Origin of the sequence: Bradyrhizobium nanningense (assembly GCF_004114535.1) — a bacterium.
In the GTDB taxonomy this organism is placed as follows: Bacteria; Pseudomonadota; Alphaproteobacteria; order Rhizobiales; family Xanthobacteraceae; genus Bradyrhizobium; species Bradyrhizobium nanningense.
The window spans coordinates 114,335-138,127 of record NZ_LBJC01000015.1 but is presented as its reverse complement, the minus strand read 5'-3'; the positions used below and the strand labels follow the sequence as shown (position 1 = coordinate 138,127).

At 58.9% G+C, this 23,793-nt stretch carries 18 protein-coding genes, 1 tRNA gene and 1 pseudogene; 9 read left to right on the top strand and 11 right to left on the bottom strand.

What is annotated here, in order from left to right; translation table 11 throughout:
- Nucleotides 1-37: 37 nt before the first annotated feature.
- Nucleotides 38-3,343: a UvrD-helicase domain-containing protein gene (locus XH84_RS10335; RefSeq protein WP_164937346.1), complete on the bottom strand. Its 3,306-nt coding sequence runs from the start codon at nucleotides 3,341-3,343 to the stop codon at nucleotides 38-40.
- Nucleotides 3,340-5,979, bottom strand: a complete 2,640-nt coding sequence (locus XH84_RS10330; RefSeq protein ID WP_128948164.1) for a PD-(D/E)XK nuclease family protein — start codon at nucleotides 5,977-5,979, stop codon at nucleotides 3,340-3,342. Before XH84_RS10330 ends, XH84_RS10335 begins: the two co-directional genes overlap by 4 nt.
- Before the next feature lie 197 nt (nucleotides 5,980-6,176).
- Here XH84_RS10330 and XH84_RS10325 point away from each other — a divergent pair, with 197 nt between their 5' ends.
- The gene (locus XH84_RS10325) at nucleotides 6,177-10,229 is read left to right on the top strand and encodes a hypothetical protein (protein WP_128948163.1); all 4,053 of its coding nucleotides are present in this window, start codon (nucleotides 6,177-6,179) and stop codon (nucleotides 10,227-10,229) included.
- 69 nt (nucleotides 10,230-10,298) lie between these two features.
- Here XH84_RS10325 and XH84_RS10320 read toward each other — a convergent pair whose 3' ends face one another.
- The 3 genes from XH84_RS10320 to XH84_RS10310 form a co-directional block, all read right to left on the bottom strand.
- Nucleotides 10,299-11,036, bottom strand: coding sequence for a PIN domain-containing protein (locus XH84_RS10320; RefSeq protein ID WP_128948162.1), 738 nt, complete (start codon nucleotides 11,034-11,036; stop codon nucleotides 10,299-10,301).
- A 100-nt stretch (nucleotides 11,037-11,136) separates the two neighbouring features.
- Nucleotides 11,137-11,721, bottom strand: a complete 585-nt coding sequence (locus tag XH84_RS10315) for a hypothetical protein (RefSeq protein ID WP_128948161.1) — start codon at nucleotides 11,719-11,721, stop codon at nucleotides 11,137-11,139.
- A gap of 160 nt (nucleotides 11,722-11,881) precedes the next feature.
- Nucleotides 11,882-13,990: a hypothetical protein gene (locus tag XH84_RS10310; RefSeq protein WP_128948160.1), complete on the bottom strand. Its 2,109-nt coding sequence runs from the start codon at nucleotides 13,988-13,990 to the stop codon at nucleotides 11,882-11,884.
- A 24-nt stretch (nucleotides 13,991-14,014) separates the two neighbouring features.
- Between XH84_RS10310 and XH84_RS10305 the strand changes: the two genes are divergently transcribed.
- Nucleotides 14,015-14,314, top strand: a complete 300-nt coding sequence (locus tag XH84_RS10305; protein ID WP_128948159.1) for a hypothetical protein — start codon at nucleotides 14,015-14,017, stop codon at nucleotides 14,312-14,314.
- A gap of 23 nt (nucleotides 14,315-14,337) precedes the next feature.
- On the opposite strand, the gene XH84_RS10300 is transcribed toward XH84_RS10305, so the two are convergent.
- The 4 genes from XH84_RS10300 to XH84_RS41830 all read right to left on the bottom strand — a co-directional run bounded on the left by XH84_RS10300 (nucleotide 14,338) and on the right by XH84_RS41830 (nucleotide 15,715).
- Nucleotides 14,338-14,532 carry a hypothetical protein gene (locus XH84_RS10300; protein WP_128948158.1) on the bottom strand — a complete coding sequence of 65 codons (195 nt, stop codon included), beginning with the start codon at nucleotides 14,530-14,532 and terminating at the stop codon, nucleotides 14,338-14,340.
- Between the two features lie 50 nt (nucleotides 14,533-14,582).
- The gene (locus tag XH84_RS10295) at nucleotides 14,583-14,987 is read right to left on the bottom strand and encodes a class I SAM-dependent methyltransferase (RefSeq protein ID WP_128948157.1); all 405 of its coding nucleotides are present in this window, start codon (nucleotides 14,985-14,987) and stop codon (nucleotides 14,583-14,585) included.
- A 100-nt stretch (nucleotides 14,988-15,087) separates the two neighbouring features.
- Nucleotides 15,088-15,163, bottom strand: a tRNA-Ile gene (locus XH84_RS10290).
- 318 nt (nucleotides 15,164-15,481) lie between these two features.
- On the bottom strand, nucleotides 15,482-15,715 hold the full coding sequence (locus XH84_RS41830) for a hypothetical protein (protein WP_208757056.1): 234 nt from the start codon (nucleotides 15,713-15,715) through the stop codon (nucleotides 15,482-15,484).
- Between the two features lie 53 nt (nucleotides 15,716-15,768).
- Between XH84_RS41830 and XH84_RS41825 the strand changes: the two genes are divergently transcribed.
- Nucleotides 15,769-15,927, top strand: coding sequence for a hypothetical protein (locus XH84_RS41825; RefSeq protein WP_208757054.1), 159 nt, complete (start codon nucleotides 15,769-15,771; stop codon nucleotides 15,925-15,927).
- A 156-nt stretch (nucleotides 15,928-16,083) separates the two neighbouring features.
- Here XH84_RS41825 and XH84_RS41820 read toward each other — a convergent pair.
- Both XH84_RS41820 and XH84_RS41350 read right to left on the bottom strand, forming a co-directional pair.
- Nucleotides 16,084-16,569, bottom strand: a pseudogene (locus tag XH84_RS41820) (acyl-CoA dehydrogenase family protein); the annotation flags it as partial.
- A 2-nt stretch (nucleotides 16,570-16,571) separates the two neighbouring features.
- Nucleotides 16,572-16,703, bottom strand: coding sequence for a hypothetical protein (locus tag XH84_RS41350; protein WP_271528054.1), 132 nt, complete (start codon nucleotides 16,701-16,703; stop codon nucleotides 16,572-16,574).
- A 655-nt stretch (nucleotides 16,704-17,358) separates the two neighbouring features.
- Here XH84_RS41350 and XH84_RS10280 point away from each other — a divergent pair.
- From XH84_RS10280 to XH84_RS10255, 6 genes are all read left to right on the top strand, one after another.
- Nucleotides 17,359-17,625 carry a DUF3551 domain-containing protein gene (locus XH84_RS10280; RefSeq protein ID WP_128948156.1) on the top strand — a complete coding sequence of 89 codons (267 nt, stop codon included), beginning with the start codon at nucleotides 17,359-17,361 and terminating at the stop codon, nucleotides 17,623-17,625.
- A gap of 762 nt (nucleotides 17,626-18,387) precedes the next feature.
- A complete protein-coding gene (gene sfnG, locus XH84_RS10275) occupies nucleotides 18,388-19,494 on the top strand; it encodes a dimethylsulfone monooxygenase SfnG (protein WP_128948155.1) in 1,107 nt (368 codons plus the stop codon).
- 118 nt (nucleotides 19,495-19,612) lie between these two features.
- Nucleotides 19,613-20,437, top strand: a complete 825-nt coding sequence (locus XH84_RS10270; RefSeq protein WP_430641886.1) for an ABC transporter ATP-binding protein — start codon at nucleotides 19,613-19,615, stop codon at nucleotides 20,435-20,437.
- A complete protein-coding gene (locus XH84_RS10265; RefSeq protein ID WP_128948154.1) occupies nucleotides 20,437-21,327 on the top strand; it encodes a branched-chain amino acid ABC transporter permease in 891 nt (296 codons plus the stop codon). Before XH84_RS10270 ends, XH84_RS10265 begins: the two co-directional genes overlap by 1 nt.
- A 51-nt stretch (nucleotides 21,328-21,378) precedes the next feature.
- Nucleotides 21,379-22,368 (top strand): branched-chain amino acid ABC transporter permease, encoded by a 990-nt coding sequence (locus XH84_RS10260; RefSeq protein ID WP_430641885.1) that lies wholly within the window; start codon nucleotides 21,379-21,381, stop codon nucleotides 22,366-22,368.
- Nucleotides 22,369-22,413: 45 nt separating this feature from the next.
- Entirely contained in the window at nucleotides 22,414-23,736 is a 1,323-nt protein-coding gene (locus tag XH84_RS10255; RefSeq protein WP_430641884.1) for an ABC transporter substrate-binding protein, read from the top strand.
- The last annotated feature ends 57 nt before the right edge of the window (nucleotides 23,737-23,793 follow it).

The window sequence follows — 23,793 nt, the reverse complement described above, 5'->3', positions numbered from 1 at the left end:
GCAGGGCGATTGGTCGCGTACGGCTTCTCTGTGCAAGCTAGCCATTGCTGCCGACATGACGGTGTACCCATCGTACCTCGCCAGAGGTCATATAAACGACCGCACCCTTCTCGATACCAATCAGCTCGAGATACTCGAGCAATTGGCTCGCGTAGGCCTCATGAGCATCCGTAGTGGGAGCGACGTCGCTCTTCCAGTCGAAAGCAGCGATCCGGACGGCTTTTTCGAACGCGATAGCATCGGCACGCGCGGCCACCAGGACAGTGTCGGATCGCGCTCCAAAAATGGGTATCTCCGGAATAAGTTTTTCGATGTAGGGCTTGAGCTCTCTATGCGAGAAAGTACGCAGTGTAGTAGCCGCCAGTTCAGCTGGATCAGGTGCTGTCGCCCCGGGCACGACCGCTTCTTGTGTGAGAGTGGATGCCCGAGCATTCAGATCCGCTAGCTCTGGCCGCAACAGCCCCGTCAGCAGTTCCTCCATCAGCTTGTGGAGGATTATGCCCCGGAGCGCGCCGGCACCGACAACGACGGCCTTGTCGTCAGAATCTGCATCGTCTGCGCCAAAATCGATCGTTGCGCGATCGAGCAGTTCCCGATCGATATCCGCCAAACTCGGCCGACGCCACTGAATCCTCGGATTGCGCTGCTCAATGGCTTCCTGCTCATCTGTAAACATGGCGGCGGTCTGATGGTTCGCCGGCGAGAGAGAAGTTGGCGTGGACGGCTGAGGCGGCGGATGTCTGATTTCTTCAAGTGCCGATTGACCCAGATCGAAGAATTTCGCCCACCCGCCCTCGGGAGTCCAGCTAGGCGCTGGAAGAACGAGGAGGTCAAGAGCACGTGTGCAGGCGACATAAAGTAGCCGCTCCCGTTCGTCCGCGGCCTCAGCCCGGTCGGCCGCGACTGCCGCTTCAAGGGTGCTCGAGATGACGTCACCGAGGGTCCAGTGCACGCTGTTGTCGATCGAGCGAAAGAAGAAGTCCTCGCCATTCTCCGGCATGGTCACAAAGTTGATGGGGATAACGATGGGCCATTCGAGGCCCTTCGCCTTGTGAACTGTAACGATCTCGATGCTGTTGCCTTGATAGTCGGCCGGAGCTTCATCGGCTGCCAGCTCGACTTCCCATTCGGAGCTGAGATCGATCGCCAGTTGTTTGAGCCCGCGGACGTTATAGCTACGTGCTCGCTCGAGGAGGATGCTGACATTGCCAAGAGAGCGAGCTTGTTGATCTGAGTTCCGGCCGGCCATACTCGGGATGACGCGGAGCAGCTCGATAGCCTCGGACAGGAGGGCATAGGGCGTCGTTCCACGCCGCTTCCGCCACAGCTCCTGTAGGCCGAACATCACATGGTGCGCTACAGGGTGGTCCACGCGCGAGAGATCGGTATTCAGGTTTAAAAAAGCGCCTTCATCCTGCTCCCGCAGACGTGAAGTAATATCGAGGAGCTCTCGTTCGGCGAGACCAACAAGCGGCCCGCGAAGGACCGCCCCGAGAGCCAGGGTGTCGCGGCTGTCCGCCAGAGCGCGGACGAGGGCCACGAGGTCTTGGGATTCTTGTCGCCGATAGAGATTTTTGCCTGCCTGTGAAGACACAGCCAGTCCCTTGTCCTCCAGTGCGCGTTCATATCGCCAGAGTTGCGTCCGCCGCGGAGCCAACAGAGCGATGTCGCCCGGCTCGGCGCGCGCAATCTCCCCATTTGAGCGCCGGATCCACACGTTGCCGATAAGGCTCGCGCAAAGGTCAGCAACCGCCTTTGCTTCGAGGTCTCGGATCGGGTTAACGTAGGTGTCGGGTGGAACGTGGTAGCCCAGCTTTGCGATGCTTTGGATCCGGCTTGGATCTTCGGCAATGGTCGATTTTAAGGCAGCATAGCCCCCCTGTTGCTTTGCCAATCGTTCCGCGAAGATCCGATCGACATGTCCAAGAATGCTTTTTCCGGAACGGAAATTTGCCGAGATCTGAACAACGTTCCCCGGAAACTGCGCCTCGATCGCCGAGCGCGCACGAAGATACGATTTCAGATCGGCACGACGGAAGCGATAGATCGCCTGCTTGGGATCGCCGACCATAAACAGCGCTCCGTTGCGAAGTTTACGCCGGTCCCAGGACTCCGAGGTCCCTGGTTCGCTTGAGATCAAAAACAGGATCTCTGACTGGAGAGGGTCGGTGTCCTGGTATTCATCGATTAGAATGCGCTGAAAGCGCGCCATGACCGCTTCGCGCACCCTTTCGTCGGAGCGCAATAGATTGCGTGTGCGAATGAGGATATCGTCGAAATCGAGCAGGGCAGCATTGCGTTTGAACTCATCGAATGCGCCAACGAGTTCGTCGGTTTCGCCGAAGAAGCGCACCAGAAGCGCATCGGCTATTGCGCCCATTGAATCAGCAAAGAGCTTGGCGCACCGTTCATAGTGCTCCTTACCGGCTGCAGAGAGCTGTGGCCCATCAATTTTGCCAGCCGAACGGGACCAGAGGTTGATTCGGCCCTTATACCGGGACAAAGCATGTCCTCCGCGAGGGAGCAGCGCGTCGCTCTTCGGATGAACGAGGAGCCACAATTGCGAAAAATCGAGAGCGCCAGAAACCGCGGGCGCAAGCGCGTTAGCGAGTGCTTCAAGCGCCACGACGTCCTCTACGACTTCCTTGGGAGCCGCAATGCGATCGATCCAGCGCCGAAAGGTAGCTACAGCGTCAATCAGGTCATGAACGCTATCGGCATAACGCGGCGGCGGGAGCGGTCGTGCTTCGGGGTAAGAACGACGAAACCTGGCTAACGACTTCAGTGTCTTCACCGCGAGATCAGGGGCGTATGCCGCCATGACAACGATTGGATCATCCGGGCGTGCAGCGTGACCGAGCCGCTTGTTGAGCCAGGAATCGAAGATCGCCTGGAAGGCGAGGTCGCTCTGCTCCGAATCCATGACGACAGCGCCAGGATCTATTCGAGCTTCGACCGCATAGCTTTGCAGAATAGTGAGGCAAAAGCTGTGGATCGTGGAGGTCGTGAGTTCGCCCAGGCGGCTTCGTGCGTTGGAGAGCGCTTCGGCTTGATCATCGCTCAAAGGTCGCTCGCGGAACGCAGGCTCCAGGTCTTTGGGAATAGTGCGGTCGAGGAGCATGCCGGCGAACTTGTCCACACGTGCGCGAAGCTCGGCGGCCGCGCGTTCCGTGAATGTGATCGCAGCGATGCTCGAAGGAGCGCGTCCTGAAGCGAGCAGCATCGCAACGCGTCCGGCAAGAAGTGACGTCTTTCCCGTGCCCGCCGACGCTTCGACCAGAAGCGTGGAATTCAGATCGGTGAGTGCGCGCTCCCGTTCTTTGTCGTCAGGCCTCAGGCTCACTTCGTTCCCCAATAGGCTGCGAGCTCTCGGCCCGCTGCTTCACGAATGACGCTGCTCTTGCGCTCGATGTAACTGACCGCGGCGGGTAGAGCGATCCTGCCGAAGCGCTCTGGCATGTTGGCTATACCTGGATAGACAAAGCCAGCCTCAAGGACGCTCCGTGCAAGCTTTACCCAAGCCGCGACCACATCAATAAAACCGTCAGGGTTCTTGAGCGGACACACTTTCACTGGCGGACGGAGATAGATCAGGCGAGCAATCAGCGGCTGCGTGTCGGGCAGCAACTGGCGGCATGCCAGGGAATAGAGCACGCGCTGAAGTTCCGCACCGCCGTCGACGCTCATTTGATCGGGAGCCTTCGGCCTCTGCCCGGTTTTGTAGTCGGTCACCCGCACCGCGGCTGCTGAAGCGCGAAGATCGAGCCGGTCGATGCTCCCGCGAATGCGAATATCTGTGCCCGGCAGGATCACCGGCTGGGCCAGATCCCATGGCAGAGAAGCGGGAGGATCGCCTTCGCGGACCTCGCCACCGAATGGCACCTCCGTCCAGGAACGTGTTCCGGCTTCCGTAAATGTCTCAAACGTGAGGCCGGCCAGGCTCATTTCAGCCGCCTGCCTGACGGTGTTGGCCCAGAGCACCGGAGGCGGCACATTGGTGACTAAAGGCCAGCTGTCGATCACATGAGCCGCGGCCATGGCAAGGGCTTCCTGGATCTCGTGCCGGGCGGCCACTATGAACCCAGGTTTCGGCTCGAGCTGATCGACTGTGCGACGCAGAAGTTCGTGGACGAGGCGGCCCATATCATCGGCCGGGAGAACGAGCTCACGTTCCTTGTGAACCAGGTCGCGCCAACCCAAGCCGTAGTACCAGACGTAGGCGAGAGGGTCTCGGAGAAGCAGGGACAGCGAAGTGGGCGACTGGGGTTTAGGAAGAAGTTCCGAAAGCCGGGGATGACCGTTTTCCACGAGTCCGTCGTGAGGCGTAAGCTTTCGCGAGCTCCAATCGTGCCAAGCTGCCATCGCCGACGTGACGATCGGATCTACGCCTCTGTCCTGTGGCCGGGCAAACAGACGATCGGCTTCAGTCAGCGCGTGACCGGCGGCCCTGTCACGTGAAAGAACGTCGATTTTCTCGCTCACGCGGATCAGAGCACTTGGTCCGACGCGTTTGCCTTCGCAGCTTAGTCTTCCCGCGGAGACGACTGTCTCTTCAGTGGAGGCGAGAACGATGTCGAAGCAACGGCGATCAGCTGCTTCTATCGGGTCTGGGTCCGTCAATTCGGATGGGACGATGTAACTGGGAAGGAGCGGGTCGAGCCCGCCGCTACGAGGCCATCCGCTGGTTGTAAGGCCCATCAGCCAGACAAACGGACGCGGTGCTGCGGCAAGTTGATCGGCGGAACACCACGCCACAGAATCGGCCGGATCTCGGTCCTCGGCAACGCGCAGGGACTCGAGCGAAAACATAAGTGCCGATGCAGGCGCCGATCGCAGCGCCTCATCCCAAAGCCTGCGGGAGCGTCCCCGGAGAAGCAATTTGGCCGCCTCTTCGGCAGCGTCCGTGCCCGATTCGATAAGCTTGAGCACGGGCATCAGGATCGATGCTGTTTCGGGATAAGGGGCGAGGGCCCGTTCCCAATCCGCGGCAGCGGATAAGGCTGCTTCGCTGGGTACTGGCAAGCCTGCAGGCAGGGCGTCCAGGACTGTGCCTTGGTCGGCAGCGAGGGAGAGAAGGCGGCGTACTCGTGCCTGGCTCAGTCCGCCACGCAGCGCATCTGCGAGGGCCGCGCAACGCTGACCGTCCCTTGTGGCAAGGGCCGGTCGGCCGTGGACGAAACATAGCGGAAGATTAGATGCCGAGACGAGGGCCAGCATGTAATCATCCCACGCGACAGGAGCCGTTGTAGCGATGGCGATCTCCGAAGCGCGAGCGCGGCCGAAAGCGAGCAATTCTCGAGCCCATCGCATGGCTTCGAGCGCCTCGTGATGCGGATCGGCGCAACTTGCGGCGCGCCTCTTACCAAACGTTCTCGGGGCGGCCCGGTTGAGCGTACCTTCAAACCAGCTGGCGTCACAAAAAGCGGGCGCGTCCCATTCAACTGGGATCACCTTGCACAGTTCGTTGATAAGCGGCCGCCAGATGGGATCGATTGTGTGGAGCTCTTGTAAGCGAAGCGGTCCCACTACGCGCGGGGCGAGTGACACAGCCGCGCGAGCCAGATCGCATAGGTCGGGTAGGAGGCGTTCGCCGGGCTGCAGGTGAAGGCGCACCGTATCTTCGATCCGCGCAAGGTCTTGGATACGCGGCTGGCCGGCATACGGTCCGGTCCGAAGGTCGAAACCAGACCGCCAGATATTTCGGAGTGTACGAAATATGGCGCGGGCGGCTCCGGGCAGATCGCTTATCGGGGCAATGTCCTTCAAGAGGCCGGGCTCGCCCAAAGCTTTGCGAATGCCGATCTCGACACTCTCGCGAGATGCGGGATGCAGCAGTCCGCCGGCCAGGCGTGCCGCCAGCTGCGGAGGCGTCAGAATCTGGATTCCGAGCTTTCGGTCGCGCGCAGCCGCAGCACGACGCATTGCAAAGGCGAGGCGCCCCTGAACGAGCACACTATGAAGTATGGAGGCGGTGGTCATGCTTGTCGTAGGTAACAGACTCGATGGCTCTCGTCTGCTTTGATGCTGTGGACAGCTTCTCGATAGGCACGGGACTGCCAAGAATCAGTATTGGCTGCTGGTGACAACCGGTTGAGGATCCTTGAGAATTCTCCCCAATATTGCTGAATGATATGGTTCAGCCTCATAGATTCGGTTTGACTGTCATGCTCAGCTAGATGCCTTCATCGTTCCCATACAGCGCCGGTCCTCGGCTTGCAGGTGAGCCGCGCGGAGACCCTGCTGCACAGGCAATCGCCTCACTGCGAGGCTACGCATATCAGCTCTACGCGAGTGCGCTGGCATGGCTCGATCTAGCGCCGGGACAAGAACTTCACCTCGAAGTCGCCAAAGATTACGCGACCGTTGCCGAAGACGCCCTCAACGCCGTGGAAGTGAAGGACACACGGGCCACCATCACGATCAATTTACAGGACGTCCGAGATACGATCGATTCGTTCGTTGACCTGGTCGAGCGCAATCCTGACCGCAACGTCAACCTGCAATTTCTGTCAACCTCCTCGATCGGGCAGGAGCGCAGCAGTTCCCATCGCATCGGTTCTGAGGGGGCGTTGATCTATTGGCGGCGCGCCGCGGCGGGTGCGGACGTGGCTCCGTTGCGCCAAGTATTGTCACAACTAGACCTCACGCCACGCGCACGTGCCTACATCGACACCCGCGATGATCCAGCCTTAAGAAAGGATTTGCTCCAGCGCGTCCATTGGTATTGTGGCCGCCCGGATCTGGATGCTCTTAAAAGCGAGTTCGAATCGGCGCTCGTCACCTATGGATCGGAACGACTGCGGCTGCCGCCGGCTGAATGCGAGCGCTTGAGTGCGATCGTTCTACAGCACATATTGGCAACGGTCGTAAAGCCGCTCCCGCGTCGTTTGATCGCAAGCGATTTGCTTTCGCTGCTCGATGAGGCGACTCGGGTGTCATTGCCGCGCGGGGCGGTGGACGATCTAATCCGCGGGCTCACGAATCAACTCGCGGAACATGCCGGCGCGGTGGAAACATCGGTACCCGGCAAATTGCACGTTCTCGATCCCGAGCGCGAGGTTCCATTTCCGGCATCGTTCGCCGAACGAGCTGGCCTCGTTGACGATATCCTGGGGCGCGCGACCCGTAGCGGCATCGCATTTGTGACGGGGGCTACCGGAGTCGGGAAGACCATGCTGGCTCGCCTATCCGCCCGTTTGCAGGGCGGCAGCTGGTATCTGGTCGACTTCCGGGATGGTTCCGCAGTCGAAGCAATCGAACGCATCCAGCACGCCATCGCCGATTTGAGCTCGCTAGGTCCGAACGGAGTCATTCTCGATGATCTTAATGAGCTGGAAGATCCTCGGGTTCGGCGGAGCTTGAACCGCTTCATCCTAGCGATGAGACGGCGCGACGGCTTATGTCTCGTCACCGCCTACCGGCAACCCTCCAGACGAGCTCTTTCGGAATTGGGCTTTGACTCCTCAACGCTTGTGCCTGTGCCCGACATGACGATCGCCGAGGTGGGTGAACTCGTGACTGCGGCCGGCGGCGATGCGGCTATCTGGGCCCGGTGGATTCATCTCGGTGCCGCATTTGGCCACCCACAGCTTGTGCAGGCGATGATCGCCGGCCTGCGCTCGCGCGCGTGGCCAAAAGAGGAGCTGCGGCGTCTGAAGGACCTCAATCCGGCTGAAGAGGTTGAGTTCGAGCAGCGCTTGGCACGACAACGCCTCGTGGCGGCGCTTCCGGACAATGCAAGGTCGCTGCTCTACCGGATGAGCCTCCTTATCGGTCGCTTCAACCGATCACTCATTCTGGAGGTCGCGGGTTTGCCTCCTTCCGTCAGGAATCCCGGCGAGCAACTTGACTCGCTGGTCGGACCCTGGGTCGATCAGGCCGCACAAGACGAATTGCGGATATCGCCGTTGCTCGCCAATGCAGGGACCGAAGTGCTCAGTCCTGACGAGCAGCGCGCGGTGCACCACGCTGTGGCAAATGTCATCTTGGAGCCGCGCGAACTCGACATCACCAAGGCCAATGCAGCCTTCCTTCATGGCCTCCTGGGCAAGTCCGAATTCGCTCTCACCAAGTTCGGCAACAGCATTCTCGTCGCAAAGCCGAGCGTGCGTCGCATGCTGCCCGACTGGATGACCGGCCTCCGCTTGCACCGCACGGATCGACCCATCTATCCGGACAAGCCGTCGCTGTCCTGCTTGCTGAGACTTGGACAGCTCCTCCTCCTTCTTGAAAAGAAGGATCTGCAGAGGATCGGGAAATGCTGGTCGGCTCTAAAGGAGGAGATCCAGCAGGAGCCCAATGCAAGAGCGAAAGAACGGTTTGAGCTCATCGTTCTTTCAAAGGTCCTGATTCACTCGACACTCTCTCGTGCGGTGCCTGATTGGATTGAGGCGATCTTGCGGTTCGAAGAACTCTGCGATCGCCGCCCCGAAGGCCGCCAGCTCTTGGCGAGCATCAATGAGCGGGTCAATGGAAAAGCCTCGCCAAAGCCGGTTGGAATGTTTTTCATCACCCAAGTTCTGGGTCTCGCAACGGTTGCCGAGCTGGGCGCCGCTTTCGATAGGCTTGACCAAGCGACGCCAGAGCAGCGAGAAAAGCTGTTTGCCGACGTCCCTACGATGCCGAGCGATTTTTCATTGTTGGTGAATCACGCCTGGTTGGAGGAGCACAAGCAGGGAAATATTGACTGGCTCAATTGTGCGCAACGGTACACACGGATGGCCGAACAGGCCCGCTCATGGGGCTATCGCGAGCTCGCGTTACGATGTCACGTCGCGTGCGGCGTCATGTTCGACGAATACGGTAGCGAAGATGACCGGGCATTGGACGCTCTTGAAGAGGCCGCTCGATTGCTTGGTCCTGATCCGATCTTGTCTCGGGCGCGTGCGAAAATCCTCTATCGGCGCAAGGATCATGCCGGTGCGTTGAAGCTGCTTACAGGAACAGCCGACAAGACGGCGCTCAATGATCCAATTGAAAGAGCCCACATGCAGCGTGAAGCCGGTATAAGCGCGGCTGAGCTGGGCGCCTGGGGCGAGGCCCACAAATGGTTCGCGGCAGCGCGCGAAAGCGCTGGCGAGGTCGGAGGCGAAGAGATGCGGCCCATGGCTATTGGATTGCGCGCCGACGAGGCGATTGCTGCATTCCGTGACAATAATCCCAGCATCGCGCTGCTCGGCATGGATCAAGTGCTCGAGGAGCTCGATGCAATCGATGCCGACCAGTCCATTAAGGCTGTCTATTGTCGACGTGTCGTTGGACACACCGTGCTCTGGCTCTACGGCCAGGCCACAGGACAGCGGGTCAGTATCGATGGTGAGCCCTTTGGTATGGTTCCCGGAATGTGCAGCAATTCCGAGCCGCCAGATCTCCGTGATCTCCCGCTCACGTCTCGCGATTACCTGAGGTATTTGCTTGCTGAAACCGAAGTTGCCGCCAATGCTGCCTCCGGACTTGTGCTGGGACTGCGGACGCGTCTTCGTGGCCGCGCTATTCCGGCAATGGAAATCCCATTGCGAAACGCGCAATTGGCTCGCGCAATTGCACATAGCGATGCGAGTTCCTTCATTTCGCATATAAGATCGTGGATTGAAGCGGATTTGTATCTGAAGGCCAACAACAAAGCCCTTGTGCCAGGAGGACCAATGAGTCCTGCCTACGGGGAAATCGAGCGTGTGACATCCGAACGCCTGCAATCGGCTGAAGCCCTTCTAACCGCGGAGGACGCACTTCTGGCATTTGGGATGTTTGCCGCCTGGACGGGCAATCAAACGGCTATCGCGACGCTCTGCGACCAGTGGTCGGGAGTATTTCCCTCCGGGTTTCCGGGCGAACGCCTTCTCAAACCCATGGCTTACGAAGAAACAGGCGGTGACCGTGTCGAGGATCGTATTGCCGCTCAGATCGGCAAGGTGTCGCGACGGACGGACCTTGACCCGGATGATATCTTTGTCGCCGGTGTGCGCTTCATCCAAGGAATTAACCGCTCCAACTTCAAACGGCACCTGGAAGTGCCATTCTCTGTTTGGATGCGGGAACGTTGGCAGTGGGCACTCGATCATCAGCGCTTCCTTTTTCGAGCTCCTTCGCAGAGCGGCGCGTCGATTGAAGCGGCGCTGGCTTCATATGGAACCGATCTCGCTGGTGGAGGAAGATTATTGCTGGCTGCGGAAGGCGCCGTGCGTACGAAGCTGGATCAGACTTTTCGTGACTTTCTCAGTTCGCTGTGACTTTCACTTCAGGATGCCAAGCTCCGATGCTTCATAAGTGGTACACGCCCCGGCAACCGTTGTCTTCGACTAACGCCGAGAATCAACGGCGATGCGCCACCCGCGGTGAATGTAGCCCTTGCTTTCGCCGTGACGTCGCCGCACCACAGAGGGAGTTTCGAAGTCGATGACGAGATCTTCTCCCTCTTGGTAAAATCGCGTCCCGAACATCTTGGCAGTCAGTCGGGCCAGAAGTTTATCTTCGGTTTGAAGGGGAATTCTGTGCCGGATCGCGGTCCCCAAAATGAGCGCATCGCATACCGTGTTGCGAAAGTGACCCTTCGGGGCGTAATCGCTGAGGAACCTGTCCAGGATATCTAGGCCGTAACCGACTGCATTCTCTTCAAGCGCTTCGCAGCGAAACCGATTCTCTGTGAGAAAGCGAAAGCGTTTCTCAAGATTGCGCTGTTCAGCCTTCCGCAAAACCATGACACCGGCCTTGAACAGGTCAGATCGAGCGGAGTTGATGGCACTTGCGACCGCATTACTGCCAAACTCGACCAGACTCGGATGCTCTTGGTTGAAATCTATAAGCAGACGATCGGTGCCGATCCGGCGAAATGGGTGACCGGCGGGCATCTGAAGTACCGCAGGCGGGCCCATCAGGCTGTGTCGACCAAGCCTCAGAGGCACGTAGTACCTGTCCCTGTCAGGTTTATTGCCGTACATGATCAGGAATTCTTTCGCCGAGACGGACGCAATGGTGGCATGGGCCGGCATCACGCGTCGGCCGGCCTGCATATGGACCAGTATTTGCGTATCGACCATTCGCATCGATTACATGGTTGACGTTGTGAGCCGTGGTCTATTTCAGAAAAACGGCTCTTTGTATGGTTATGCCTCCAACGCGATCAGCATCGAATATCAGTCACCTGCCTCGATACATACGCCAGCCTCGGATGATCGTGTATGTCAGGTACGCAGAACCCAGAACGCATGCCAGCAAAAGCCAACTTTCGATTGGCGGATAGATCCAAGGTGTGCCCTTTTTCAGATCGCCGATACAATATACCGACGGCGTCCCTCCGATAAAGGCGACGTCGGTCAGTTGGCGCCACCAATTCCAGTTTGGGCATCCCGGGCTTTCCGGGACAAGCTTCACCAGGAATTGAAATGCCAGAAATGCTGCGCAGCCGGCAGGCACGAGCATGAGCACATAGAGCCACGGGCTCGTTCTGAAAGCGTGTCTCGATCTGCCTGCTTCGTCCAGCACCGCCTCACGTGCGATGATAAGGCTATCAGCCTCGAGCTTCAGAGATGCGGTGACGAGGAAGGCCAGGACTGGCCCGAACGCCGCGATGACGGCTGGATTGATATCGACGGATACACGGATGATCGAAGCCTTGGCTACGCTTTCGCCGGTTCGTGTGAAAGCGCACAGGAGTAGCAGGAGCAGGCTGCGGTTGCCGTATGACCGGATAAAGCTGCTTTCTGCCGTAAGGTAGGAAAGCACACGAGCCTCCTTGGTTGCGCTGTATAACGCTCATGCAAGAGCCTTCAGTGGAATGCGATCTAAAGAGAGTCCGGCGGAGCCAGCCATCTCGCGCCGCGGCGAGAGGGTAGGGTACCTCCCAGCCGGCAAAGTGTCGTTAATCTCGAGCCATCACTGCGGCCTAGCAAAATCCGCATAGAATCTGCTTCCCGAGATCAATGACCGCTCCTCCGGGATTTGTAACTGCCTTGGTTACGGACTTCGCGACTTCACCTGCAGCACGCCCGATATCATTATTCCTCGGGAAGGCATTTTTTGCTGCCTCGCCCACCTCTCCAGCCAGCTTCCTCGTCGCATCATCATAGTCTTTCGCCGCCCCATTTATTCTGTCCAGCAGCTTCACCACTTCGTTGTCTTTCCCTGGTCCCTTCGTGATATCGTTCCAGGCATTCCTTATGAATTTTATGATCTCGTTGTTGGATCCAAACTCGAGATCGCCCACGAGCACCCGTAGCGCAGGCTTTTCGGGGCAGTTCGGCTTCTGTGTCTTGCGCCAAAAGTCTTTGGCGGCGGCCGTCAGGCGCTGGATGCGTTCATCCACCGCTTTTGGATCCGGCGCTTGGTTGCTTGCCTTCAGGACGAAATCGCTGCCCACCACATATCCGGTACTTGCCGCATCCACGGTCAGCCTTGTGGCTTCGGCGGTCAAATAGAGTCCCTCTCTGATGACCATCTGATCAGGTGGAGCTACCGAGCCTTTCGCATCAGTCTTTGCCAGAACCGGGACCACGACGGGTATTCCTGAGAGGATTGTAGGATCCGATGGATCGGCTCCAATCAGCTCGCTCGTAATAACGCCGATCGAGGGGACCTTGGTCCAGCCATAGTCAGTCTTGAACGTTCCGTCCGTTTCGACTTTCAAATCAACGGATGTACAGCTCAAGACGGGAGACAGAAGCGCGACATCCTTTCCCTCAAACGTAAAGCTTGAAAACGCTATTCGTGCGCTGACAGTCGGATTTGTCGATCCCTTAAGGCCGGCCGTCGTTCCTATGCCGCCGCCAATGAGTGGATCGACATGAACGTGAATGGCAGCGTCCACGCTGATCGAAAGGCCCAAGCTTCCTTCCAGGCCCTTGCCAGGCACGTAGTTGAAATTCGCCGCCGGTACACTGATGGAGCCATGGATGCGGTCACCCCCTGCCGCTTCGACGTAGAAGCCGCCATCGCCCAAAATCTTGTCTGACCAATGCTTGTCAACGAAGCGACCCGACACTTCCGTGCTTGCCAATGATAGCGATAGCTTCCGAAGTGCGCCGAAAATTCCATCGGTGAGGGTGGCAATTGCACCTGTGTTGATACTGATCGTCAGCTGCTTGCCTGAGTAGTATTTATTGGCGAGCGCTATGCGTCCGGTCAGTTGTTGCTCAAGGCTGCTGATTTGCGTTGTCGGAATGGTATCATACTTCGACGGGTTCACGTCAAACGGCTGGGCAACTGTTTCGTCCAATGTCGCGGCGAGCAGAACTCCGCGATCGGAGAAGATCGGTGCAATGACGTGGGCCCAACGCTCAACCGAGATCGGCTCGTGCGTCACCCGGTACTTCAAGGTCCCCGTGTTGCCATCCCCGAATTTTTGCTCGAATGACTTATTCTCGTCGAGGGTGTATCGCAGCTGGGGTTGGTACGGAGCCGAAAGGGTCAATCTTTCGGAAAGTCCATTCACGACGTTGCCAGTGATAATGTCGCTGACAAAACCCCTGCCGACCAGATTGAGAAAGCCGAATGAAATTACCGGCTCGATGGAGACAGGGAGCAACCTGAAATTTGCAGCGAAGACAGCCGGTCGGTCGGTTGTCGCTGGCAAAATCTGGCTCACACCGGAAAAATACAGCGCAAACTCAACATCCAGGCCAACTGACAGAAACCTCTTGTCGCTCTTTACACTAAGTCCCAGGTTTCCGGCCAATCGGCCCATTTGCGGCGCGAACGTCAGGCGATCGACTGCTACGGTCAAGGTCTCACCCGGCAGAGAGGGGTGACTCAGCATAACCTTCTGTCCGACGAGTTGGTCGCCGATGTTTCGAAAGAGAGTGGCGTCTAGCGCAACGGCAACTGCTTTTTGATCTCCTTGCTCCAAGGCATCTAGTCCGCTCGCAGTTTGCTGCAGCGATACGATCCGCGCGCGATTGTGCTCATCTATCAGATAACGAGATTGGAACGTTGCATAGAGGCCAATTCCTATTGCAACAATGAGACCCAGAATTACCATCAATCCTTTGCGACGCATGGAAACCCCCATCGCTACCAATGGTTGAACGGTATTCCAGTTTTTGCCCGGAGTCTCGCGCTCGTCGATGTTTTCAAGAATTTTGAGTACGATGCTTCTGATCGGGCCTTATCCCTGTTCGCATGCCCTCGCGGCAATCATGACAAAGGCGGGTATTGTTTTCAGGTAAGCCTGAAAACAATCGGTCACTTGCGCGATCTACCCACTTGTCCGGCCGGCAACGATGTAGGTTGGGGCGATGCCCTTCTCGAAGCCAAACACGACCAACTTAAAAGGTTTGCAATAGACGCCGCCCCTGTGGCTGCATTGGCGGGGGCGATGTGATCTGCTGCTGGCAAACAGATACTCTAATACTTTCTCAGATCGCTTAGCTTTCGCATGTAATGGCCGTGCTTCTGAACAATCGACTTGATTTCATCACTGACGCTGATCGCCCGTGCCTTCTTTTTTCGCCATTTCCTGAACGCACCGATGACGGGTAGTTGAGAGCCCTGCGGGACCACCAGCAAGTCATGTTTGTCGTTGACGTATACGTCGAACATGTTTGCCCCTCGATAACCGCGCCCATCTCGCAGGCTGGTCAAATTACCCCTCAACGGCGAACTGCGCAAAGTCGCCAACCAACGACCTTAGCGCCCCCTCCATCAACCGATGATATTATTCTTTTGAGTGCGTTCGCATTGTGCTTTTTTTGCGCTCCCATGCAGCATTCCTGCGTCGTCTCGATGATCGGGAAAGTGGCAACAGCCTCCGGCAGTTCCAGCGTGTCGAGATCGGCAATCCGATACGTAATGGCAGCGTCCGCCGTGTCCGCTTTTGCTCGCGCGATCATGTTTTGCGACAAATCGAGACCAGGACAGAGGCCGCCGCGCATCCAGCGGGAGAACTCCCGAAACCACACCCAGATCGACCACATGCTTTCGAGAAAGTCCGGCAGCATAGCCCGAAAGTCTGGCCATTCAGGAGCGCCGTCAAGCCCATGCACCTGCAGGGGCAATCGCTTAGCCAGCGAAGAAATTTGGAGTGTCGTAGATTTTCTGGGACAGGTGCTGATGATGGTGTGGTGAGAGGGGGGACAACAACAACAACGACAATTCTGGTGGGCCCGCCTGGATTCGAACCAGGAACCAGACCGTTATGAGCGGCCGGCTCTAACCATTGAGCTACAGGCCCCGATCCTGGCGCCCCCCCGAAAAAAACGCCAGCAACGTTGCGGGACTCGTTTATCGGGTGGCTGGCATCCTTGCAATGCCAACCAGAAGAAGTGCGAGCTTAAGTCTCGCCCTAGCTCACCGCTGAACGGTACAGGCCCGTCGATCAGGCGAGCGTCTCGCCTGGCTACAGCAGCCGGCATAGTCGCCGAGATACGGCGACGACGGCCACTCATCGCGTCCTTAACCCACCGTAGAAGGTCGACGTCCACGGCAGTCGCATCCGCGGGGGCGAGCGAGCTGCGCCTCGGCAATGCAGAAGCCGCCGGAACGCCAGTGTTTAGCTACCGTATTGTCGGGCGGCGCGGACACCTACGCTCCATGCGTATGGCAGAGCTTCATCATTCAATTCATAGCCGCCGATTGCGCGGAGCTTGAAGTTCACCGGATTATGGGAAGCGATGGTACGCGCATTGCGCCAGTGCCTATCAATCGCGAGCTTCTCTGACGTAAGAGACGCTCCGCCCACCTCGAAGAGCTCGGCGGTGGCGTCAAGAACAAGCTTGACGACCACTGCCTGCGCCTGCGCTGCCGCGCGCCGGACGCATCAAGCTGTTGCGGGTCTTGATGTCGACCTCCGAGCGTTCTTGCGAGCTCGTCGACGGCGGCGAGGACTGCTGCTCGCGCACCGAAAGCCGCTCTCGACAGCCTGCCGATGACCTGTTGCACGAGCGGATCGTTCCGTGGCAGATCGGCAACGGCATGTGTAAAGGTGCGGGCTCGTGACCTGATCCAGTCGGCGGTCTCAGTAGCCGCGCATCTCGCAATTCCAGCGAGGGTCGCAAGCAGGACCAGCTGGACAAAGGCCGTTCCAAACACCCGTCCTTCCGTTCCATATCCGGGACCAAGAATTCGATCTTCAGGTACCGCTACATTCCTGAAATGAGCTGTACCGCTTGCCGTCAATCTCTGGCCAAAGCCATCCCAATCGTCCTGGACGCTGACGCCGGGCTGGCTGGTATCGACAATGACAGCGATCCGCTTGCCGTTCTGGTCAGCCGCCACAATCAAGTGATCCGCGTACAGCGTGCCGGTTGTGTAGTATTTCGTGCCATCGAGCTGTAGTCCGGCTGCGTTCGACGTGACCGCTGTCCGGTAGCGATCGACAGCTCCGACGCCTAGCTCGGTTGTCGCGGCCCCGATCAGAGCGCCGTTCGCGATGGCTCTGAGCCACCGCGCCTTGGCCGCCTCATCCTTGGTCAGGCGCAGATCTTCGACCAGGTTGAAGTGTGCCCTCAGCGCCTGTGGCAGATTGGAGTCCGCGGCCGCAAGTGCGATGAGCAGATCGAAGGTCTGACGAAGTGATGCGCCGAGGCCGCCGAACTCCACCGGAACCCGCAAGGCTCCAAGGCCGTCCTCTTTGAGCAGTGTTATCGCTTCGAACGGGAGGGTGCGGTTTCGCTCGCGCTCACCGCACCCACGGCGATTTTCTCAAAGACCGGAACGAATCGCTTTTCCAGTTCTTCGTCGCTGATGGTTGGGCTCGCGAGGTGAATGGTCATCGTCCTGCTTGTCTCCGCTCAACTCAGTAGATCGAAAATCATCGCTCACGAAGAATAGTGCCCTGTTGTCGGAGAGCCAGACTGTATTTCGGCGGGATCCAAGACGATCGTTCGGAGCGTCGTGCCGATGAAAGAAAAAATCTGCTGAGCGACACGGTCACCGCAGATTCGCGGCAACGCGTAGACCCGGATGCGATCAGGGGGCGACTTGCGGTAAATCTGAGTGCATTCAATTCGACCAAGACATTTCTCGCGCAGGGCCGCGCAACAGTTTGAGGTACCCGCAAGTGTGACCTCTGACCGTGGGGCGATAGGTCCTCGGCAACACGCGGTCGGAGCGAATGCAATGGTCCTAGATTTGTCCGCAATATAAGTGCTCTGCCGCGCGGAGGCGCCAAGTCGCGCTTAAAAAAGCGTTCCGCCGCGGAATGCCGCCGGAAGTCTGCTTCGAAATTCGAGCGAGTTTGCACCGAGGACGGTGGCGCGTGCTCCGCTCCGACCCCAACGTCTCACTGAAGTTTCGTGCTCGCCGTCACGGGTGAACCTTCTTTCTGGCGATAGACCGACTGGACCGGTTATTTGCCATTGATTAAGATCAAACGGTTCAATTCAGATCCTCTATCCTTCAGCGAACTTAACGGAGGCAAGAGATCTCATGCGGTACCTTCTCGTTATCGGAGTGCTAGCACTTCGCATTTTCGTCGGCTTTGGATCGCGTTCGAGCGCTGCTTCGCGGGTTCATCCTTATATCCCACCGGCTCGCCAGGACGTTTATTGCCTGCAGGGCCGTACTTGGGGATATCCGGGCAACTGCCAATTCTCTACCTATAGCCAGTGCATGGCTACTGCATCCGGCACATACGCCTATTGCGGTATCAATCCGATCTACGCTTTCGAGCGACAAGGAAGACAGTTGCGCTGATGTGAATGAGAATTGCTAGATCAGCCAACGGCGGCGTAGGACGCAAGCGCGGACAGTCGAGGCTCTTATCGCCATTCGGCCGACCTCACCCTGATTCTGCGCTGAATTCCGCTGCTTAGGCCGTTTCGTTTGATTGCGCCTAATGCCAGGCGTGCTGTGCATGTCGGACAGCGGTCCGTTCATGCGAGTTCGATCTTGCCAATCACTTGAGAGTGCAAGTGACCTGAGAAGCCGGCGAATGCGATAAGAATATTCCAGCCAGTCGGCGAATTCGAATATCGAGTGGAGATGCTGATGGCGCCGATCGTCCGCAGCAATTGAACGAGCTTCTGCTGGCGAAGGAATGATTAGCTTGCACCGGCAAAGCAACAAACGATGCGTTCGCTGCGAAACAAAAGAAAGCTGTTTATCTCCGCGCAGCGAAAAATAGTGGGTCTTGGACTGGTAGGGTCGGACAATCTCTGAGAGGATTGGTCATCAGGCGATTGTGCCATTCAGGAGCGCTGATGATGCGCAACAACATGTTCGACAAGGTGAGGCATTCGGTTATGCGCGAGCTTGTCGATCAGTTGTGTTCGTGTCGTTTCTGAGTGGCGTCTCAATTCGCAGGAGCGATCTAGCCTCAGATCGCTCTAGCTCCTCGAAATCAATAACGTAGGCAGTGTCGGCACTCGCTCGTCCCGAGCGGCGTGGTCGCATGGTGCTGCCTCGCTGAAGCCGTCGCTCTTTCACCGCAAGCGTCATTCTCAAGGGACAAGCAAGATGTCTTTGAACAACAAACCGATCAAATTCGCCTACTGGGTGCCGAACGTATCCGGTGGCCTCGTGATTTCTTCGATCGAGCAGCGCACCAGCTGGGATATCGACTACAACCGGAAGCTCGCCCAGATCGCCGAAAAGGCAGGCTTCGACTACGCACTCAGCCAGATCCGGTTCACGGCGGGCTATGGAGCAGACAAGCAGCACGAGCCGGTCAGCTTCTCACACGCGCTGCTCGCCGCGACCGAAAAGCTCAAGGTCATCGCAGCCCTCCTTCCCGGGCCATGGAATCCGGCGGTGGCAGCGAAGCAGATTGCGACCATCAGCCAACTCACGAATGCGCGCGTTGCGGTGAATGTCGTATCGGGCTGGTTCCGCGGGGAATTTCATGCGATCGGCGAGCCCTGGCTTGACCACGACGAGCGCTACCGACGCTCGGAGGAATTCATCAGCGCGTTGCGCGGGATCTGGACGCAGGAGAGCTTCACGCTCAAGGGAGATTTCTATCGGTTCAACGACTACTCGCTCAAGCCGAAGCCGCTCGATCCGCTGCCCGAGATCTTCCAGGGCGGCTCCTCGCGCGCGGCCCGGGACATGGCCACTCGCGTGTCCGACTGGTACTTCACCAACGGAAATACGCCAGAGGGGCTGAAAGCGCAGGTCGAGGACATCAGGTCCAAGGAGAAGACCTTCGGCAAGGGGTGGCAGACCAAAATCGGCATCAATGCATTCGGCATCGTGCGGCAGACTGAAAAGGAGGCCAAGGAGGTGCTGCAGGAGATCCTCGACAAGGCGATCCCCGATGCGGTTCGCGGCTTCCACCATGAGGTCCAGAATGCGGGCAACGCCAGCCCCGAGCGCGAAGGCAACTGGGCCAAATCCACTTTTCAGGATCTCGTTCAATACAACGACGGCTTCCGCTCGAACCTGATCGGCACGCCCCAGCAAGTTGCTGAACGGATCATCGAGCTCAAGCACGCCGGCGCCGACCTGATCCTGCTCGGGTTTCTGCATTTCCAGGAAGAGGTCGAATATTTCGGCAAGCACGTGATCCCGCTGGTTCGCGAGCTTGAGGCAAGGACGCCTGTGCGCGTTCAGGCTGCCGAATAGGGGCAAAACGAGAGGCAGCCACGTGACGGCGATTGCGACAGGGGCGGGCGCGTTTCGGCTGGAGGAGATCCCTCCACGCCGATACGCGGATACATCCGCCGGAAGGCGCCAGGGGGCGCTGGAGGGGGACGCGGAGCGGACTGTGAGACCCGTACGGCCGGCGCTCGGGCTTTCGAATATTTCGCTGACATTTGGCGGCGTCGCAGCGCTACGTGAGGTCGATCTGGAGGTCGCCCAGGGAGAGATCCTGGCGGTGATCGGACCGAACGGCGCCGGCAAGAGCTCGCTCCTCAACATCGTCACCGGGCTTTACCGGCCGGACCGCGGGGAGGTGTGGTTTGGCGAGCACTCCTTTCGCGAAGTGCCGACGTCGAAGCTTGCAGCCCTAGGCGTGGCGCGGACCTTTCAAAATCTTGCGCTTTTCAAGGGACTTTCCGTTTTCGACAATGTTCTGATGGGACTGGCGCACCGCGTTAGGACCGGGTTATTGCGGCAGATCGTCGGCTCGCCACTGGCGAGACGGATCGAGGCCGAGAATCGCGCGGCCGCCGAAGACGTGATCGGCTTCCTGCATCTCACTGAGGTTCGTGACCGTCTTGCTGGAACGCTTCCCTACGGAGTGCAGAAGCGGGTCGAGCTGGCGCGGGCGCTGGTTGCTCGGCCAAAACTCCTGCTACTGGACGAGCCGTTCGCAGGCGTGACCCTTACCGAAAAGAGGGAGCTGTCGCAGCACGTGCGTAACGCTCGCGACAGCTTCGGCGCAACAATCGTCCTGATCGAGCACGACATCGGCATCGTGATGGGGCTGTCGGATCGCGTGGCCGTGCTCGACTACGGACGAAAGATCGCCGACGGCACGCCAGACCAGGTCAGCGCCGATCGGGCGGTGATCGATGCCTATCTCGGCGTCACACACGAGGACGAGACGGAGCTCGCGATCTGATGTTTGACTATCAGTTTTTCCTCGAAGTGCTGATCGGTGGCCTGCTTTCGGGAGTGATGTACTCCCTGGTCGCGATCGGGTTCGTGCTGATCTACAAGACGTCGGGTGTGCTCAACTTCGCACAGGGCGCGATGCTGTTGTTCGCGGCCCTGACCTTCGTCAGTCTCGTCGAGCGCGGCGCGCCATTCGTTGCGGCGCTAGCAGCGACGCTGGTCATCATGATCGCGCTGGGCATCGCCACCGAGCGGTTGGTGCTGCGGCCGCTGGTCAACCAGCCGCCGATCACCCTGTTCATGGCGACCCTCGGGCTTTCCTACGTCATCGAAGGGGCAGCCCAGCTTCTATGGGGCACGCAGGTTCATGGCCTCGACATCGGCATCAGCGACACGCCGTTCGAGGCGTCTGGCGTGCTGATCAGCCGGTTCGACCTGTTTGCCGCGGCGGTCGCCGGAAGCCTGGTCGCGCTGTTTGCGCTCTTCTTTCGCTACACCCGCACCGGACTGTCGTTTCGCGCCGTGGCTGATGACCAATTTGCAGCGCTTGCGGTCGGCCTGCGGCTGCCACGCGTCTGGGCCGCTGTGTGGACAGTGGCGGGGATCGTCGCCCTGGTCGGTGGGCTCCTATGGGGTGCACGGCTCGGCGTGCAGTTCTCGCTGTCGCTCGTCGTCTTGAAGGCGCTCCCGGTTTTGGTCCTCGGCGGGTTCGATTCGATCACAGGGGCGATCATTGGCGGTCTTTTGGTAGGTGCAATCGAAAAACTGGCGGAGGTTTATGTCGGACCGTCCTTTGGCGGCGGCATCGAGGCCTGGGCTGCCTATGTCGCGGCACTGGCGCTCCTCTTGATCCGGCCATCGGGCCTGTTCGGGCAGAAGCTGGTGGAGAGGGTGTAGGTCGTGCCAGTCCTCACTCCTGCCAAATCGAGCTGGTTCTCCGGCGAGACGCTGTGGATCGTCCTCGTGATCGTGGCCGCCTACGGCATCGTTCCGCTTGCAGGGTCGGATTATCTGCTCGACGCCGTACTCACTCCATTTCTGGCGCTGTCACTTGCTGCCGTCGGGCTCAACGTCCTGACCGGCTATGCCGGTCAGGTCTCGCTCGGCTCGGCCGCCTTCCTCGCTGTCGGCGCCTACGCCGCGTACAATCTTCATCTTCGTGTCCCCGCATTGCCGCTGCTCATCGATCTGGTGCTGGCCGGGGGCGTCGCGGCGGCTATCGGCATCGTATTCGGGCTGCCGAGCCTACGGTTGCGCGGGTTCTATCTCGCCGTGTCGACGCTCGCCGCGCAGTTTTTCGTACAGTGGGCGCTGACCAAGTTCAGCTGGTTCTCCAACGACAATCCATCCGGGGTAATAGATGCGCCGGTTCTCAGTATCGCCGGCAGCGCGTTCACCAGCGCCGCCGAACGTTACGTCTTCTCGCTGACGATCGTGGTCGTTCTGACCCTGCTGACGCTGCGATTGCTGCGTTCCCAATCCGGTCGGAACTTCATCGCGGTTCGCGACCATGAGATCGCGGCCAAGGTGATCGGCGTGCCGCTCTTGCGCACCAAGCTGCTCGCCTTCGCCATCTCGTCCTTCCTTATTGGCGTCGCCGGCGTGCTCTGGGCTTTTGCGTATTTGCGCACTGTCGAGCCAGCTGGCTTCAATCTCGATCGCTCGTTCCAGATCTTGTTCATCATTATCATTGGCGGCCTCGCCTCGTTGCGCGGTTCCTTTATCGGCGCGGCTTTCATCGTGGTGTTTCCGCTCTTGCTGTCGCGCGTCGGCGCGGCCTTGCTCGGCAGCGTGTTCGATTCCGGCGTCCTGGAGATGAGCCAGCGCATCGTCATCGGTGCGCTCATCATTGTCTTTCTCATCGCAGAACCGCGCGGGCTGATCGCCCTCTGGGACCGCGCCTTCGCCGCCGTCCGGCCGGCCAAGCGCCCGGCGTAACCGACCTGAAACCTGATTAACCCAAAGGAGCTTGCAATGAACATGATGAGACGTCTGAAGGTCACGATGGCTGCGGCGCTCGCCGTAGGCCTTGCCAATACGTTCACGGCCCATGCCGACGAACAGTTCTTTCCGCTGCAGAGTTATCGCGTTGGCCCCTATGCTGCCGGCGGTACCGGGTTCTTTGGTGGCTTCATCGACTATCTCAATCTGATCAACATTCGCGATGGTGGCGTTAACGGCGTCAAGCTGACCTGGGATGAAGGTGAGACCCAGTACGAAGTGGAACGCGGCGTCGAGGTCTATGAGCGGCTAAAGAGCCGTCCTGGAATCGCGGCCTGGAACCCGCTGTCGGTCGGCATCGCTTATGCCATGATCGACCGCATCACCAAGGACAAGGTGCCGCTGATTACCATCAACCATGGTCGTACCGATTCGACCGACGGCCGCGTGTTCCCTTATGTCTTTCCGCTGCTGCTCAATCCCTACAGCGAGACTTCCGGCATCGTGAACTACATTGCCTCCAAAGAAGGAGGTGCGGACAAGCTGAAGGGCAAGAAGATCGTCGTGCTTTATCATGGCTCGCCGTATGGCAAGGAGACGATCCCGATCTACAAGCGCCTGGCGGATAAATACGGCTTTGAGGTGGAACAGATCGAGGTCCCGCACCCAGGCAATGAGCAGCAATCGCAATGGCTCTCCATCCGCCGGGCGAAACCGGACTACGTGGTGTTGCGGGGCTGGGGTGTGATGAACCCGGTGGCGCTGAAGACCGCGCAGAAGGTCGGTTTCCCCGCCGACCACATCATCGGCAACGTCTGGTCCAACTCCGAGGAGGATGTCATTCCCGCCGGTGACGCCGCGAAGGGCTACATCGCGATCACGACCCAGGCCTCCGGCGCCGATTATTCCGTGCTTCAGGAGGTCATCAAGACCGTCTATGGCGCGAACAAGGGCAATCTCGATGACAAGAAGCGGATCGGCAGCGTCTATCACAACCTCGGGATCGTGAACGGCATCCTCAATGTCGAAGCTGTCCGGATTGCGCAGGCAAAGTTTGGCAAGCGCACCTTGACCGGTGACGAGGTCCGCTGGGGCTTCGAGCACCTGCAACTCGATCCGGCGCGGGTGGAGGCGCTGGGCGCGAAGGGTCTGTTCCATTCGATTAACGTCACCTGGGACAATCACGAGGGAGATGGCCGCGTCACATTCCAGCAATGGGATGGCAGCAAATGGAAGGTCGTCTCGGATTGGATTGCGCCGGATTGGGCGTCCCTGCGGCCCATCATCGAGAAGTCGTCGGCCGCCTATGCGAAGGAGCACAACATCAAGATCCGGACCTCCGGCGATGAACCGGTGAGCCAGTAGCGCAAGGCAACGCTTGGGTTACTGCGGGAGCCTCGGCTCCCGCAGTTTCAGACGGGG